Source organism: Paenibacillus sp. FSL R10-2199 (assembly GCF_038000235.1).
Classification (GTDB): Bacteria; Bacillota; Bacilli; order Paenibacillales; family Paenibacillaceae; genus Paenibacillus_AQ; species Paenibacillus_AQ phytohabitans.
In genome coordinates this window covers 3,656,876-3,670,978 of sequence record NZ_JBBOBO010000001.1, presented here as the reverse complement: position 1 = coordinate 3,670,978, position 14,103 = coordinate 3,656,876, and the positions used below count along the sequence as shown (strand labels likewise).

At 49.6% G+C, this 14,103-nt stretch carries 12 protein-coding genes; 10 read left to right on the top strand and 2 right to left on the bottom strand.

Translation table 11 applies throughout. The features are described 5' to 3' along the window. Nucleotides 1-49 precede the first annotated feature (49 nt). The 5 genes from NYE33_RS15705 (at nucleotide 50) to NYE33_RS15685 (ending at nucleotide 7,221) form a co-directional block, all read left to right on the top strand. Nucleotides 50-1,840, top strand: coding sequence for a cache domain-containing sensor histidine kinase (locus tag NYE33_RS15705; RefSeq protein ID WP_052421979.1), 1,791 nt, complete (start codon nucleotides 50-52; stop codon nucleotides 1,838-1,840). Next, nucleotides 1,833-3,437 (top strand): response regulator transcription factor, encoded by a 1,605-nt coding sequence (locus NYE33_RS15700; RefSeq protein ID WP_341066521.1) that lies wholly within the window; start codon nucleotides 1,833-1,835, stop codon nucleotides 3,435-3,437. The genes NYE33_RS15705 and NYE33_RS15700 overlap by 8 nt, the downstream gene beginning before the upstream one ends. 87 nt (nucleotides 3,438-3,524) lie before the next feature. Then, nucleotides 3,525-4,481 carry an ABC transporter permease gene (locus NYE33_RS15695; RefSeq protein ID WP_039306445.1) on the top strand — a complete coding sequence of 319 codons (957 nt, stop codon included), beginning with the start codon at nucleotides 3,525-3,527 and terminating at the stop codon, nucleotides 4,479-4,481. Nucleotides 4,482-4,490: 9 nt separating this feature from the next. After that, nucleotides 4,491-5,393, top strand: coding sequence for a carbohydrate ABC transporter permease (locus tag NYE33_RS15690; protein ID WP_039306448.1), 903 nt, complete (start codon nucleotides 4,491-4,493; stop codon nucleotides 5,391-5,393). Nucleotides 5,394-5,469: 76 nt separating this feature from the next. Then, entirely contained in the window at nucleotides 5,470-7,221 is a 1,752-nt protein-coding gene (locus NYE33_RS15685) for an ABC transporter substrate-binding protein (protein ID WP_341066518.1), read from the top strand. Nucleotides 7,222-7,524: 303 nt separating this feature from the next. Here NYE33_RS15685 and NYE33_RS15680 read toward each other — a convergent pair whose 3' ends face one another. Then, entirely contained in the window at nucleotides 7,525-8,748 is a 1,224-nt protein-coding gene (locus tag NYE33_RS15680) for a helix-turn-helix domain-containing protein (protein WP_341066517.1), read from the bottom strand. Nucleotides 8,749-8,911: 163 nt separating this feature from the next. Between NYE33_RS15680 and NYE33_RS15675 the strand changes: the two genes are divergently transcribed. The 4 genes from NYE33_RS15675 to NYE33_RS15660 all read left to right on the top strand — a co-directional run bounded on the left by NYE33_RS15675 (nucleotide 8,912) and on the right by NYE33_RS15660 (nucleotide 12,166). Beyond that, entirely contained in the window at nucleotides 8,912-10,258 is a 1,347-nt protein-coding gene (locus tag NYE33_RS15675) for an MFS transporter (RefSeq protein ID WP_042138894.1), read from the top strand. A 242-nt stretch (nucleotides 10,259-10,500) separates the two neighbouring features. After that, the gene (locus tag NYE33_RS15670) at nucleotides 10,501-11,022 is read left to right on the top strand and encodes a matrixin family metalloprotease (RefSeq protein ID WP_042138895.1); all 522 of its coding nucleotides are present in this window, start codon (nucleotides 10,501-10,503) and stop codon (nucleotides 11,020-11,022) included. Nucleotides 11,023-11,033: 11 nt separating this feature from the next. Continuing rightward, a complete protein-coding gene (locus NYE33_RS15665; protein ID WP_042138896.1) occupies nucleotides 11,034-11,651 on the top strand; it encodes a hypothetical protein in 618 nt (205 codons plus the stop codon). A 92-nt stretch (nucleotides 11,652-11,743) separates the two neighbouring features. Further along, complete coding sequence (locus NYE33_RS15660) at nucleotides 11,744-12,166, top strand: DUF4362 domain-containing protein (RefSeq protein WP_052421980.1); 423 nt, start codon at nucleotides 11,744-11,746, stop codon at nucleotides 12,164-12,166. Nucleotides 12,167-12,249: 83 nt separating this feature from the next. Here the strand turns inward: NYE33_RS15660 and NYE33_RS15655 are convergent, their stop codons facing one another. Beyond that, nucleotides 12,250-12,897: an FBP domain-containing protein gene (locus NYE33_RS15655; RefSeq protein WP_171718097.1), complete on the bottom strand. Its 648-nt coding sequence runs from the start codon at nucleotides 12,895-12,897 to the stop codon at nucleotides 12,250-12,252. Between the two features lie 415 nt (nucleotides 12,898-13,312). Between NYE33_RS15655 and NYE33_RS15650 the strand changes: the two genes are divergently transcribed. Continuing rightward, nucleotides 13,313-14,092: a helix-turn-helix domain-containing protein gene (locus NYE33_RS15650; protein WP_341066512.1), complete on the top strand. Its 780-nt coding sequence runs from the start codon at nucleotides 13,313-13,315 to the stop codon at nucleotides 14,090-14,092. Nucleotides 14,093-14,103 lie beyond the last annotated feature (11 nt).

The following is a 14,103-nucleotide window of genomic DNA, read 5'->3' as shown; positions in this document are numbered from 1 at the left end:
CTCTTATGTAAGCGTTAACAATTATAGTCTGACGGAGGGGATTGTATTCGTGTATACCCGTATCATCACCCTGATGAACAATCTGAAGCTCAGGACCAAGCTCTTTCTATCCTTTGGCTGTGTGGTCCTGATTCCGGTGCTGATTGTGGGGGTGTTCCTGACGAGTGAACTGCGGAATATGGCTCTGGACAACGCACTGGAGCAGATTACAGCCAATGTAGACCGGGTGAAAAAAAGAACCGGCGAGATGCTGAATGTCCCGCTCGATATCGCCTACCGGCTGTCCAATGACAGCCGGCTGGAGGAAGCCGCCAACCACCGTTATGAATCGGTCTATGATGTGGTGCAGGCTTACTGGGACTATCCGGACTTCCGGGAATTCGTCCGGCTATACAAAGAAATCTCGAGCATCCGGCTGTACATTGACAACCCGACGGTGCTGGACAACTGGGAGTTCCTCCAGGCAGATGCCGCAGTAACGCAGGAGTCCTGGTATCAGACCGCCCTTGCCCAGAAAGGGCTGGTCTGCTGGAATTATATCCGCGACAACCGTAACGGCAAGTATTATCTCAGCCTGATCCGCAAGATCGATTTCCTGAAGCAGCGGACGACCGGCGTGCTGATTGTGAATGTGAATACGGAGAGGCTCAACTCCATTCTGGATCAGGAGACCTTCGAGACAATTATCGTTGATGAGAACGACAACATTGTTGCCTCGAACCGTGCAGATACGCTGGGCAAGACGCTGGAGGACATCGACTTCAAACCGCTGTCTCCCCTTCCCGGACAAGGGCCGGCCGATGTAAGAATTGACGGCAAGCCCTCCAAAATGCTGATCGATGACTGGCATCCCGGGGGCAGCCTGAACAGCCTGCGGATTATCTCCATCTTCTCGGTAGAGAGCATTGTGGGTGAGCCCAACCGGATTATCTCACTGGCGTCTATGGTCATTATCTCGGCTCTGATTCTGGCAATTATCCTGATCTATTACTTCTCACGGCTGCTCACCGGACGCATGCTGCACTTAAGCAAGCATATCTCCAAGGTCGCGTCCGGGAATCTGGAGGCGAGGCTGGTGATAGACGGCAAGGATGAGATCGGCCAGCTGGCAAGGCAATTCAATCATATGGTAAGGAATATCAACGATCTGATGAGCGAGGTGCAGGAATCGAACCGCCAGAAGAACGCCACCCTGCTGAAGCAGAATGAGATTAAATTCAAGATGATGGCCAGCCAGATCAACCCTCATTTTCTGTTCAACGCCCTGGAATCGATCCGGATGAAAGCCCATTCCCGGGGCCAGACCGACATCTCCCAGGTGGTAAGGCTGCTGGGTAAGATGATGCGCAAGAATCTGGAGGTAGGCAACGGGAGAATAGCGCTGCAAAGTGAGCTGGAGACCGTAAGCTGCTACCTAATCATCCAGAAATTCCGCTATAATGACCGGCTCGCCTATGAGCTGTATGTAGATCCGGCAGCGAATGCCATACAAATACCTCCGCTGATTATTCAGCCGCTGGTAGAGAACTGCGTCATTCACGGACTGGAAAACCGGATGGACGGCGGAATGGTCAGAGTAGACATCAGGGTCGAGAATGCCCTGCTCAAGGTTGAGGTATCGGATAACGGAATAGGGATCTCAGCTGCCCGGATCGCTGAAATCCGGCAAATGCTGGACAACAAGGATGATTATGAAACCAATAATATCGGAATGCGCAATATCCACCTGCGTCTTCAGCTGACCTATGGCCCGGAATGCGGCCTGAACCTGGCCAGTCAGAGCGGATACGGCACGCAGATCAGCTTCGCCATCCCCCTAAGGAGTGATTCTTATGTATAGTGTATTAATTGTTGATGATGAATTGTCTATCCGTGAAGGGCTTGTCACGCTGCTGGACTGGGAGAGCCTTGGCTACCGGGTGGTGGATACGGCGGCCAACGCGATTGAAGCGCGGTATAAGGTTGAGCTGTATTCCCCGGATCTGATGATTATCGATATACGCATGCCCGGGAAGGACGGACTGGAGCTGATCCGGGAGCTGCGGGAGGATGACGAGGCGGATATGCATATGGTCATCCTGAGCGGCTATGCCGACTTCAGCTATGCCAAGCGTGCGCTGTCTTACGGCATCGATAACTATCTGCTTAAGCCTGTCGATGAAGATGAACTGCAGCAGTATCTGTCCAGCCTGTCTGACGTGCTGAATGCACGGACTATAGACCGCAGGAATCATGCCGCCGTCAAGGTATGGAGCCGGGAGATGCTCGTCCAGTCCCTGCTGATGGAGAGCCGCCTGCACCCAGCAGCGCCAGCACTGATGGACCCGGCAATGGAATCCGGCCTGCTCTGGGATTCCTATCAGGTAGTCCTGATCCGGCTGCTGCTCCAGGATCATGCGGATAACGGACCTTCCACCGCCGTCAAGGCCAGGCTGACGGCAAGCTTCGAGAACAACAGCTGGGGCATTGTCTTCTCGCTGGATTCTTATCTGGGCGTGCTGCTGCAGCCCTCTTATCAGAAGGAGCTGGTCCGCAAATTAATCGTGCAGAATATCCGCGAAGCATCCGCCGCCGAGGGACTGGAATGTATTATTACCGCCGGAGACATGGTGGACAGCCTGGATGAGCTCTCCGTCTCCCATCAATCGGCGCTGGCCCGGATGAAGGATCATTTCTTCTATGATGAGCCGGGGATGATCGGTCCGGACTCGCTGAAGATGAAGACGGGACTTCCGGCTAAGCTCCCGGATGCGGAGAGCAGCCTCGCACCGGTGATGGACCGGCTGTATTTTGCCATGGATACCGGGAACCTCACCGTAATCCCTTCCCTGATCCAGGAAGCCGGGGATATCATGACTGCCGCAGGCTTATCGGAGATGGCTGTGAAATCCTATTACGTCCGGACGGTTACGGCACTTTTCAATAAGCTCTCTCTGGAATTTAAGGAGCTGGGCCAGGCGCAGAGCCGGGTGGACGGGCAAATCCAGCAAATCTACAGGCATACCTCGCTTCCCCAATTGCAGCGCTATATCACGGATCTGCTGGAGCAATATGCAGGCGGAATTATCCGCGATGAGATGGATGTATTAATGAAGCGGATGCTGGACCTCATTCACCGGCATTATGACGAGAATCTGAAGCTGGAAACCCTGGCTGACGTGTTCTCTTACAGCAGTGCGTACCTCGGCAAGCTATTCAAGAGCAGTACAGGCAGCTCCTTCAACAGTTATCTGGACAAAGTACGCATCGGGAGAGCCAAGGAACTGCTGGATCAGGGCTGCAAAATCCATCAGGCCGCAAGCGAAGTCGGGTTCAGCGATGTGGATTATTTCCGTGAGAAGTTCAAAAAAATCACAGGCCTCTCCCCCTCTGTCTACCGCCGGAAGGATTCACTGCAGGAGGATGATTTTTCAGAAAGCGCTTACGAAAAGAACTGATTTCCCCCTGTTTTCCCGCTTAAATCTTCGGGTGTTTCCCCGTTTCCCGGAAGATTATGATAAAGCCATATCGAAGGAGGGACATAAATGAAAGCGATTACCCCCGCAATGAAGCCGGAGCTCAAGAAACCCGCTTCACGCTTCTGGGCCAAATTCCGGCAGCAGAAATATCTCTATATGATGGCGGTTCCTTTTGTCCTGTGGGCCTTTGTCTTCAGCTATCTGCCGTTATGGGGATGGATGATGGCCTTCCAGAAGTACAAGCCGGGCAAATCTTTTTTTGAGCAGAAATGGGTCGGCCTGCAGTATTTCAGGGAGCTCTTCCAGGATGAGCAATTCTTCAATGCCCTGCGCAACACTCTGGCGATGAGCCTCATGGGGCTGCTGGCCGGATTCATCATTCCTATCCTGTTCGCCATTCTCCTGAATGAGGTCAGATTGCAGGTGCTGAAACGGTTCGTCCAGACGGTGTCTTATCTGCCCCACTTTGTGTCCTGGGTGGTAGCCGCCGGGATCATTACCAAGATGCTCTCCACCGACAACGGCGCAGTGAATGACCTGCTGCTGAGTCTCCATATTATTAGTGAACCGGTCCAGTTCATGGCCAAAGGCAATCTGTTCTGGGGAATCGTGACCGCCTCTGATGTCTGGAAGGAAACGGGCTGGAACACAATCATCTATCTCGCCGCAATATCGGGGATCGGCCCTGAGCTGTATGAAGCCGCCAGAGTGGACGGGGCAAGCCGGCTGCAGCAGGTGCGGAACATTACACTGCCGGGCATCCGGGCGACGATCGTCATCCTGCTGATCATTTCCATCGGCCATCTCATCAGCATCGGGTTCGAGAAGCAATTCCTGCTCGGCAACAATCTGGTACGCGACTATTCGCAGACACTGGATTTATATGCGCTGAACTACGGGCTCGGTATGGGACGGTTCTCCTTCGGGACGGCCATTAATATTTTCAACTCGGTGGTCAGTGTGATTCTGCTGTTTACGGCCAATGGTATCTTCAAAAAAATAACCAAGGAAAGCATCATTTAGGAGGCCCTTATGCTGATCAAAAAACTGGCCGCCGCGTCCTGGTCGGACCGCATCTTCGATTTGGTAGTCTATATTGCGATTACGGTGGTGACTGTGGCCACACTGTACCCTTTTCTCAATGTGCTGGCGATTTCATTCAATGACTCCACGGATAGCATCAAGGGCGGGATTACGGTCTACCCCCGGATGTTCACCTTCAAGAACTATGAGACGATCTTCGCCTTCTCCGGTCTCATTACCGGATTCAAGATCTCTGTCCTGCGTACCCTTATCGGGACCCTGCTCGGACTGATTAGCGCCTCGATGCTGGCCTTCACCTTAAGCCGGGCGGACTTTCAGGGCCGCAGGTTCGTCTCCACCTTTCTGGCGCTGACGATGTACGTATCCGGTGGACTGATTCCCTTCTATATTCTGATCAAGAATCTGCATATGATGGGCACCTTCGGCGTGTATGTCCTGCCTGGCCTGGTCAGCGCGTTTAACGTGTTCGTCATCCGCTCCTTCATCGACGGCCTGCCTTACGCCCTGCAGGAATCTGCCAAGCTGGACGGGGCCAATGACTTCACCATCTACTGGCGGGTGATTCTGCCGCTGACCAAACCTGCGCTGGCAACCATCGCCCTGTTCCTGGCTGTCGGCCAGTGGAATGCCTGGATTGACACCTACCTGTATAACGGCTCGAATGACGCACTGACGACGCTGCAGTTTGAGCTGATGAAGGTCATTCAGAGCACCACCACCAATGCGGATAACTTCCGTGGCCGGAATATGACCGAAGTGATGGCGCAGATCTCCCCGGAATCGGTCAAAATGGCAATCACGATTGTTGTCACCGTACCTATTCTGATTGTTTATCCGTTCCTGCAGCGCTACTTCGTCAAAGGCATGACGCTGGGCTCGGTCAAAAGCTAGTCCGCTCACCGGTATCATCAGGCTGACGCCTGTGTATACAATATGTTCTCACCAGACAAAGGGAGGGTTTCTATTCATGACAAGAAAGACAGCGAAACCGTATGTGGCGCTAATGGTCTTGACCTTGCTGCTCAGTGTACTGGCCGGCTGCGGCGGGGGCAATAATAACAGCAAGAATACGGCTGGGAATACCGGTACTGAAGCTACCAATAGCACTAATGCGGCGGCCACAGCAGAAGCTACGGCAGCAGCCGAAGATTTAAGTCCATTGACACTTTCCTTCTTCGCGGAAGATCCCAATCCGAACTGGAATAATATGAAGGATGAAGTCAGTACCGTCCTTACGGAGAAAACAGGCGTCACTCTCGATGCCGAATTCGCCGTAGGCGATCCGCAGCAGAAGATCGCGCTGATTGCTGCCGGCGGGGAATATCCCGACATCATCTCGGCCAAAGCGGATATCGGGAAGCTGGTGGATGCCGGCGCTGTCATTGACCTGACCGAACTGATCGACAAATACGCGCCTAATATCAAGCGGGTGCTTGGAGACAATCTGGCCCGGGCCAAATACACGAACGAAGACCAGTCCATCTATGCCATCCCTACCTGGGCTGCTGTGAATGAGAAGAAATTCGTTGCCGGCGGAGGCTTTGAGCTGCAGCACAGGGTGCTGAAGGAAGCCGGATATCCGGAGATCAAGACGGTACAGGATTATGAGAATGTAATCAAGGCCTACCTGGAGAAACACCCGACCGATGAGAACGGCAACAAGAATATCGGCGTATCGCTGAACGCAGATGACTGGCATATGTACATTTCCGTAACCAATCCTGCAGTGGCGACTACCGGCGGTTCCGATGACGGGGAATATTTCATTGATCAGGAGACGCATGAAGCGATCTACCACTTCCGCCGTCCCGAAGAGAAAGAATATTTCCGCTGGCTGAACCATATGAATGACATTGGCCTGCTGGATAAAGAAAGCTTCGTGCAGAAATACGACCAGTACAAAGCGAAAGTGGCCACTGGACGTGTGCTTGGCCTGATTGACCAGGATTGGGACTACAATGACGCGCAGCAGGCTCTGAAGACTGCCGGTAAATTCGATCAAACCTACGGCCATTATCCTGTGACCTTGACCAGTGAATACAAAGAAACCAGCTTCTGGCCTACCGGCTTCATGGGCGGCTACGGAATCTCCATCTCGACCACCAACCCTGATCCGGTCCGGACGATTAAGTTCCTGGATTACCTGGCTTCCGATGAAGGACAGATCCTGAACAACTGGGGCATTGAGGGCAAACATTATGTAGTAGAGAACGGCAAACGCGTTGTCCCTGCCGAAGTGCAGGACCGCATTAACAATGATAACACGGCCTTCACGAAGGAGACCGGCATCGGCTTCTACTGGAATATGATGGTTCACTATGGCGACGGAGCCCAGGATTCTACCGGCAATTATTACACCAAGAACTTCCCTGAGCAGCTGGTGCTCGGTTACAGCGACGTCGAGAAAGAAACGCTGGCAGCTTACAATGCCACTACCTGGAAGGATCTGTTCCCTAAAGAGGAGGAGTTCGCTGAGAAAGCGTACGGGGCAGCCTGGAACATTGCCCTCCCCGGTGAAGATGAAGTCTCCATTCTGGGCAATAAAATGAGAGATATTACGTGGAAACGCATCCCGCAGGCTATTCTGGCCAAACCGGCTGAATTCGATAAAATCTGGGATGACTACATGGCCGACCTCGAGAAAGCCGGCGTTAAGAAAATGGAAGCAGGCTACACCAAATACGTGCAGGACCGCGTGGAGCTGTGGAGTGCCAAATAGGGTGTTCATTATTGCTTGACCTTAAGTTTGTTAGAAAAAGAAAGTGTCGCTGCTGCGGGAATTTTGGACTTCCGGCCGCTGTTGTTCCCAGATTTCTTGATTTAGACCGCTACTCGCAGTGGAAATCCGGTAACTGCTTATGCTTACGATGCGAGCTTTCCTACGGAAAGCTTTCGGGCGGACGCTGACGCTCCTACAGTTCCAAAATCCCCTCCGCTACTCCTTCTTTTTGCTAAAGAATTAAAGTCCAACCAATAGTTCACAAGCAAAACCAACCGTGCGGGAAGCTGCACGGTTGGTTTTTTACTGGGCATTATACAGCTCGTGGTAGGTCTGTCTAATTAAGTCCGCATATTCGGAAGGCGGATAATCCTTCACCTGATCATAGGCAAGCTCTACCTCATAGCGGGCTTCCTCCATCAGGCCTTGCTTCGCGAATATCTTCGCTTTGTATGCATAGGCAGTGAGCAGGTCGACCCGGTCAAGCGGATGATAGACCTGGTCGTTCAAGACTACTTTGGACAAGTCCGCCAGTGCCTCTTCATCCCTCTCCAGATGGTAGAGCGCGGTCCCCGTCATCATATGGACAAAAGGCATGAACTGGCTGTCTTTCGCCGGATAATTCTCCGCCAACGTCAGCACTTCCCCGTAACTCTGCTTGGCAAGAGCCAGTCTGATTTCGCCCAGGTGTACCAGCTCCAGTGATTCCGCAGCTTCTGTGAACTGTGCGAACAGCTTTGCCTTGCTTAAATATGCCTCTGCCTGCTCAAGATCATTGTGAAGCAGGGCCAGATGGGAGAGTAGACGGTACAGATGATCAGACAATGAGTAGACTCCTTCTTCGTGCGACAGCTTAAGTGCCGCCAAGGCAGCTTCCCGGCTGCCGGAGTAATCTGCCAGTGCAGACAACGTAACACTTTCCGCATAATAAAGATCGATTTCAAATAAAAAATCGTTGCCTACCTTATTGCTCACATATTCCTTACGGACACGGCGAATCAGCTCCAGGCCATCCTGGTATCTGCTCTTGGCAAACATTAAAGCATATGCCAAATACTGAATCTTGGCACGCTCTACAAATAAACCGAAACGCTCATAGATTTCAACGGCCCGTTCAATACCTTCTTCTCCGCCCTCTGTTCCGGTGTGGTAACAGGAGCCCACATAAAACTCCATCAGCCGTGCGGCATCCACTGCCATCGGAAGCGTGTCCTTCATCAGCGGCTGGATTTCCGCGACAATCTCCTTATACTGCTTCGCCTTGTACTGCTGCTCGATCTTACGGACCAGCGGGCCCAACTCCGCTTCGTGCTCGCCCTCCAGGAAATAACCCGCATCTGTGCCCAGCCGCCCGGCAAGGAATTGCAGCGTATTCATCGAAGGCAACGCCCGTCCGTTCTCGATTTGGCTGAGCATGCTCTTGGTCATATGTTCTCCGGCCAGGTCAGTCTGCGTAAGGCCCTTGGCTTTACGCATTTGTTTGACTTTGTCACCGATTGTCAGTTTAGTCGTCATCTGCTGTGCCAACTTTCTTTGGTTGCTTTTCTTCCAGTATAGCCTAATATTCAAGCGAGAAAAAGCCGCATCATGGCAAAAGTTAAATATAATTAAACTTTTTGTTGCAATAATCAGATCCAGCCTCTACAATAAGTTTAATATAATTTAACTTTCGGAAAAGGGAGTGCTTGTAATGTCTGAACCAACGCCGGTGTCAGCAGCATCCAACCGCAATATCATTCTTTTCTTCAGCGGAAAATTCGCTTCTGTTCTCGGCTCGAGTATGTACACCTTTGTTGTCGGCCTGTATATTCTGCAGCTCACCGGTTCAGGAAGCAGCTTTGCGGTTACGTTGCTGTGCGGTATGCTGCCCAGTATTATTCTGTCGCCCTTCGCCGGCGTGGTGGCCGATATGGTGAACCGCCGCAAGCTGCTGATCGGCTCAGATGCTGCAAGTGTCTTAATTATGCTGCTTTCCTTTGCCGCCGTCTCCATTGAGGGTATGTCCCTCTTACCGATTTATATCTCACTGATCCTTCTGTCAATCTGCGCTACCTTCTACAGTATCTCCGCCTCCTCTTCCATGATGATGCTCGTTGACCGTGATTCCATCCAACGTACCGGGTCCCTGAATCAAATTGCCAGTTCTGTCGGCCACCTGCTGGCTCCCATTCTCGCCGGTATGCTCTACGCCTTCCTCCCGCTTGAAGAATTCATGCTGCTGAACGCGGCAGGGCTTACCATCTCGACCGTGATGGGCTGCATGCTGAAGTTTAAACCTGCTCCGGAAGCCTTATCTGAAGCTAGGCTTACAGATGGGCCTGCCGAAACCGGGAATCCGCCCTTTCGCGAACGCCTGGGCAACGTTGCTGCTGAGGTCCGTACGAATCTGAAAGAAGGCTTCTCCTATGTAATCCGCCGTCCCGTTATCCGCTCCCTCCTAATTATCGTGTTCTGGATTAATTTCTTTGTAGTCGCGCTGAATATTGTGCTGCCCTTTGTGGCCGTACAGACCCTGGGGCTGTCTTCGAAGCAATACGGTATACTTGAAGCCATGCTGGCAGCGGGCATGCTGCTGATGTCCCTGCTCCTCACCGTTCTCCGCCAGAGCAACAATCCGGTAAATACAATTATCGGAGGTCTAGGCGCACTGGGGCTGCTGTTCCTTGCGATGGCGCTTCCGCTGCTGCTTCATTTCACCGCTGCCGTTACCTTCTTTTTCTTCCTGCCGCTATTGATTCTGGTCGGTGTCGTCATTATGATCATCAATATTCCGATTCAAGTGTACTTACAGCAGAGTATAGAAGAAGAGTATCGCGGGCGGGTATTCGGGCTGGTTGAAGGTATCGCCGGTTCCATCGCTCCGCTGGGCATGCTGCTCTATGGAGTGCTGCTTGACTGGATTCCAGGGTCCATTATTCTGCTGGCCTCCGGAGCGGCTATTCTGGCGGTAACTCTGATCGGGCGGAGAGGCTTAATCAGCAGTAATGCTGATGAGCAGCAAGGAATTCATGCAGAGGTGGAGCAGGCCGGGGCGTAACTCCTTGAGGAGACATAGCAGGTATAGTAACTTGTACCATCAATGATGCTACCTTTCCAGAGATAAAGAAACATTTTTAGACAATAAAATACTAAATTTTCATTTTATTGTTATAAAAGATTGGAAATTTTCGAAATTAATAGGAAAATAATATCATATATATATTATTTTAGGATGATATACTTGATTTACAGCGCTGTTAGTTTTCTTAAGCTACCACATAATAAAAGGAGAAATAGAATATGAAAAAAATAGCTCCAATAGTGTGTACCCTTCTCATATTTTTTGCAGTATTACCATCCAGCACTTTTGCTTATACCTATTCTGCTAATGCAAACCCGTTTCCGGATATGAACTTTACGTATTATTCGATATTATCGGCTAATTATAGTGGTCCAGCTGCAGCAGCAATGAACGACTGGGCTGGTGCCGTGGGAGCCTCATATACCGCTGTTGCACCCACCTATAATGAAATACAGTTCTCAGATAATGATTACGGTAATACAGGCTGGAATGCTGAGACGTCTCATCATCATGTCAATTTTAGCAGTTACGACTATTTAGATGAGGTAAGAGCAAACAGATATTACATGGGTAGTATGAGTGCAGTGACACGAGAAGGAGTCTTTGGACATGAATTAGGACATGTCTTTGGATTAGGTCATACTACAAACACCTGGACTTTAATGTGCACATTCGAAGATGGAAGAGTAGTTGTAACTCCACAGCTTGACGATATTCAAGGGGTTCAGTCCCTATATTAATGGAGGTTATTATGAGAAAATTCAGAAACAAATATTTTTATTCAATAATTACAGTTGTATTATTATTGGGAGTTGTAATGGTTGTTAACGATAACAAAACGCTTACTAACGCAGAGTCGAGTTACAATAAAACAGATAATGTAACGGATAAAGTAACTTCTACAGCTTCCCCAAAAGAGGTTGTAGAATATCATGGAGACCTGGCCGAAAATTTCAATACAGTGTCTAAACTCACTTATGGTTCAGATGCTATTTATGAAGTTGAGGTGAATGATTCTAAATCTTTTGAATATGAGGGTGTAATATTTACCGTATCAAATGCCAATGTAAATGAACATTATAAAGGCGGTTCCATTGACACAGTGAATATTCTGGAAACTGGTGGTAATTACAACAATACGGAATATGTGTTCGAGGATTCAAGTGTTTTGAAAATTGGAGATAAAGCTATAGTTTATTTGGAGAAATATGAAGGACCCATCCCCGAAGCACAAGGAACATATGTAGTTACAGGTGCCTATCAAGGGAAATTTGAAATTGATGAAGCTAATGGTTCATTGATTCCTGCTGCCGTAGATCAAGAGGAACTAAAAGAAGTCAGAGCACTAACAGATTTGAATTTGGAATAGGATAAATTAGTACAATTTTACGGTAGAACGTCAGAAACATTCTTTGACGTTCTATCGTCTTTTTGTTAAACGGTTTAATGGAGGGCTACAGAATGAAGATGTTAAGAGTATGTATATATATGTTGCTGATGTCGTTAATTATAGTAGCTTGCTCAAATTCAATGCATTATGAAGCGGCTGCAAAGAAAGGTTATGTTGTATATGTTCAAGGTGAGATTATTAACTATACGTATTTCGAACAATTCGTGGAAAATTACAACAATGGTCAGGATGCCACTGTTAAAATCGCAAAATATACAGATGAAGGAGATCCTATCTTCCACACGCTTGAATATAAACGGGATCAGAAAAAAATCAGTTATACCTATGACAACAGCGAGGATGAAAATGGAGATAAATTGCAGGCAAATACTCTGTGCAGCAGTATCACAAATGTCGATGGTGTCTATCACTTAGCCGATTGCGCTGACGATGAAACGGGTAAGTGGTTTAGTGCAAAGCAGCCATCTAAGTAAGCCATGCAAGTGCTGGAGGCATGGACTAAGACAAAGGGACTGACCCGTATTCCTATGGGCAGTCCCTTTGCAGCTATATCATGCTATTTCTGCACCGAGAGCACGAACCTCTCCAGCGAGCTTATATTGGTGATACTCTGATTACATCCATGATTATCTATGCAGACGTATTGCCCCACCGAAGCTATGTTATCTGCTGAAGCAAGTTCAGGCTTGGTCTTGACCGTCAGGAAGGCAAGCTCCTGCTGGCGGTTGCAGAACAGGCAATAGCCTTTCTTGTGGGTCGGTATTATTCTGCCCTCTACACCGATGAATTGTCCTTCGTACGGATAGACAATGAACAGCTTATTCGTGGCAATGTCTGCCCAGGCCAGATACGTTACATAACGGAAATCAAACGATGCAAGATCAGGTAGCTTCATCTTCTTATTCTTGGGAAACAGCTTCTGAATCTGCTTCAGTGTAATCGGCGGAAATGGCTCCAGATAAGGCTCGAAGCCGCTGATATACTGCTGGAAATCCTCGGCTTTCTCCAGGGTGGAGATAGGCTTCAGCATCTGCTCCTGCTCGGTAGTCAGCGAAGAAAATGCCTCCGTCACATTCACCTCAGCACTGTACCTTACGGTCTCCAGGACACGGCGATCTGCTACAGACCGCAGTGTTTTGAGCACGAAATCCGATTGTTTCTTAATATAATTATATTGATGGTTTCTAATAAATGTTGTAGTCACAGCTCTTCAGCCCCTTATTCATATTGGTCAATCCAATAAGGTGCAGAGCCTGCTAATTAGAAACGATAAAATCAGTTTGGGCGATCAAGATCTTCCTGCCGCACCCCACGCAAAGTATCGCCCCAGATCAGGCTCTGCATGAGGACTTCCTAGCTAATGAGCAATTCGTTGCCATCAGTGTAACCCCCTATCCAATAACATGCAAAAAGTATAGCAGGAAATTGCGGAGCCTACAATTGATAATCTCTTATCTATCATTCCCCTTGATACACCGCACCAGCATATTGTACCCGATACCATTTGGAGTTTTGTGATCTTAAGCATCCTGCTTACATCACTCTTAAGTTCAGCTTATAAAGATGATAAGATAGGTTGGTGTTTATCAGCGCTTCAGCTGCAAGGAAGGAGGATCGTCATGGACATCCACAAATACGAGCACCTTGTGCCGGATGTCTTTCTGTTTGTGGACCGCAGATCCTTTGCCGACTGGGAGATTATCAGCAGCACCATAGATTTCCATGATCTGTCGTTCATTGTGGAAGGCAAAGCGGATTACTTCATTAACGGGGAGAAATTCACTGTAGAAGCCGGGGATATGCTCTATGTCCCTTCCGGCAGTGTCCGGGAGGCCCATACCTTTGCCGAGGCACCCATGCATTCCTTTGCGTTCAACTTCTTCTGGACGGGGGCGGATAATCATGTACACCTGCCGTTTGAGACCGTAACCAAGCACCGGATGACCAAGGAGATCCTCGATGATATCAGGGAGTTCTCGCATAACTGGATGGGCGGCCAGCCTTTTTATAGAATGAAGGCCCGGGCCATCTTCCAGCTGATTGTCTACCGCCTTCTTAATATTACCCATCATCAGGAAACGCCGCTGCTTGATCCGAGAATCCATAAAGTCATGGCTTATATCATGGATCACTATGCGGAGGAGGTTACGATTAAAGCTCTGGCGGAGTGGATCGGACTGAATCCCGTCTACCTGGGTAAGCTGTTCAAACAGAATACCGGCTCCACCTGCAAAGAATTCCTGAACAGGGTCAGGGTCAATAATGCCGAGATGATTCTGTCTGCGGGCGGGTTCAATGTGTCTGAGGTGGCGGAGCACTGCGGGTATCATAATGTGGCGTACTTCAGCAATGTGTTCAAAAGCATGAAGGGGTATCCGCCGTCAGCTGCTTTGAAATGACGGCGGATGGA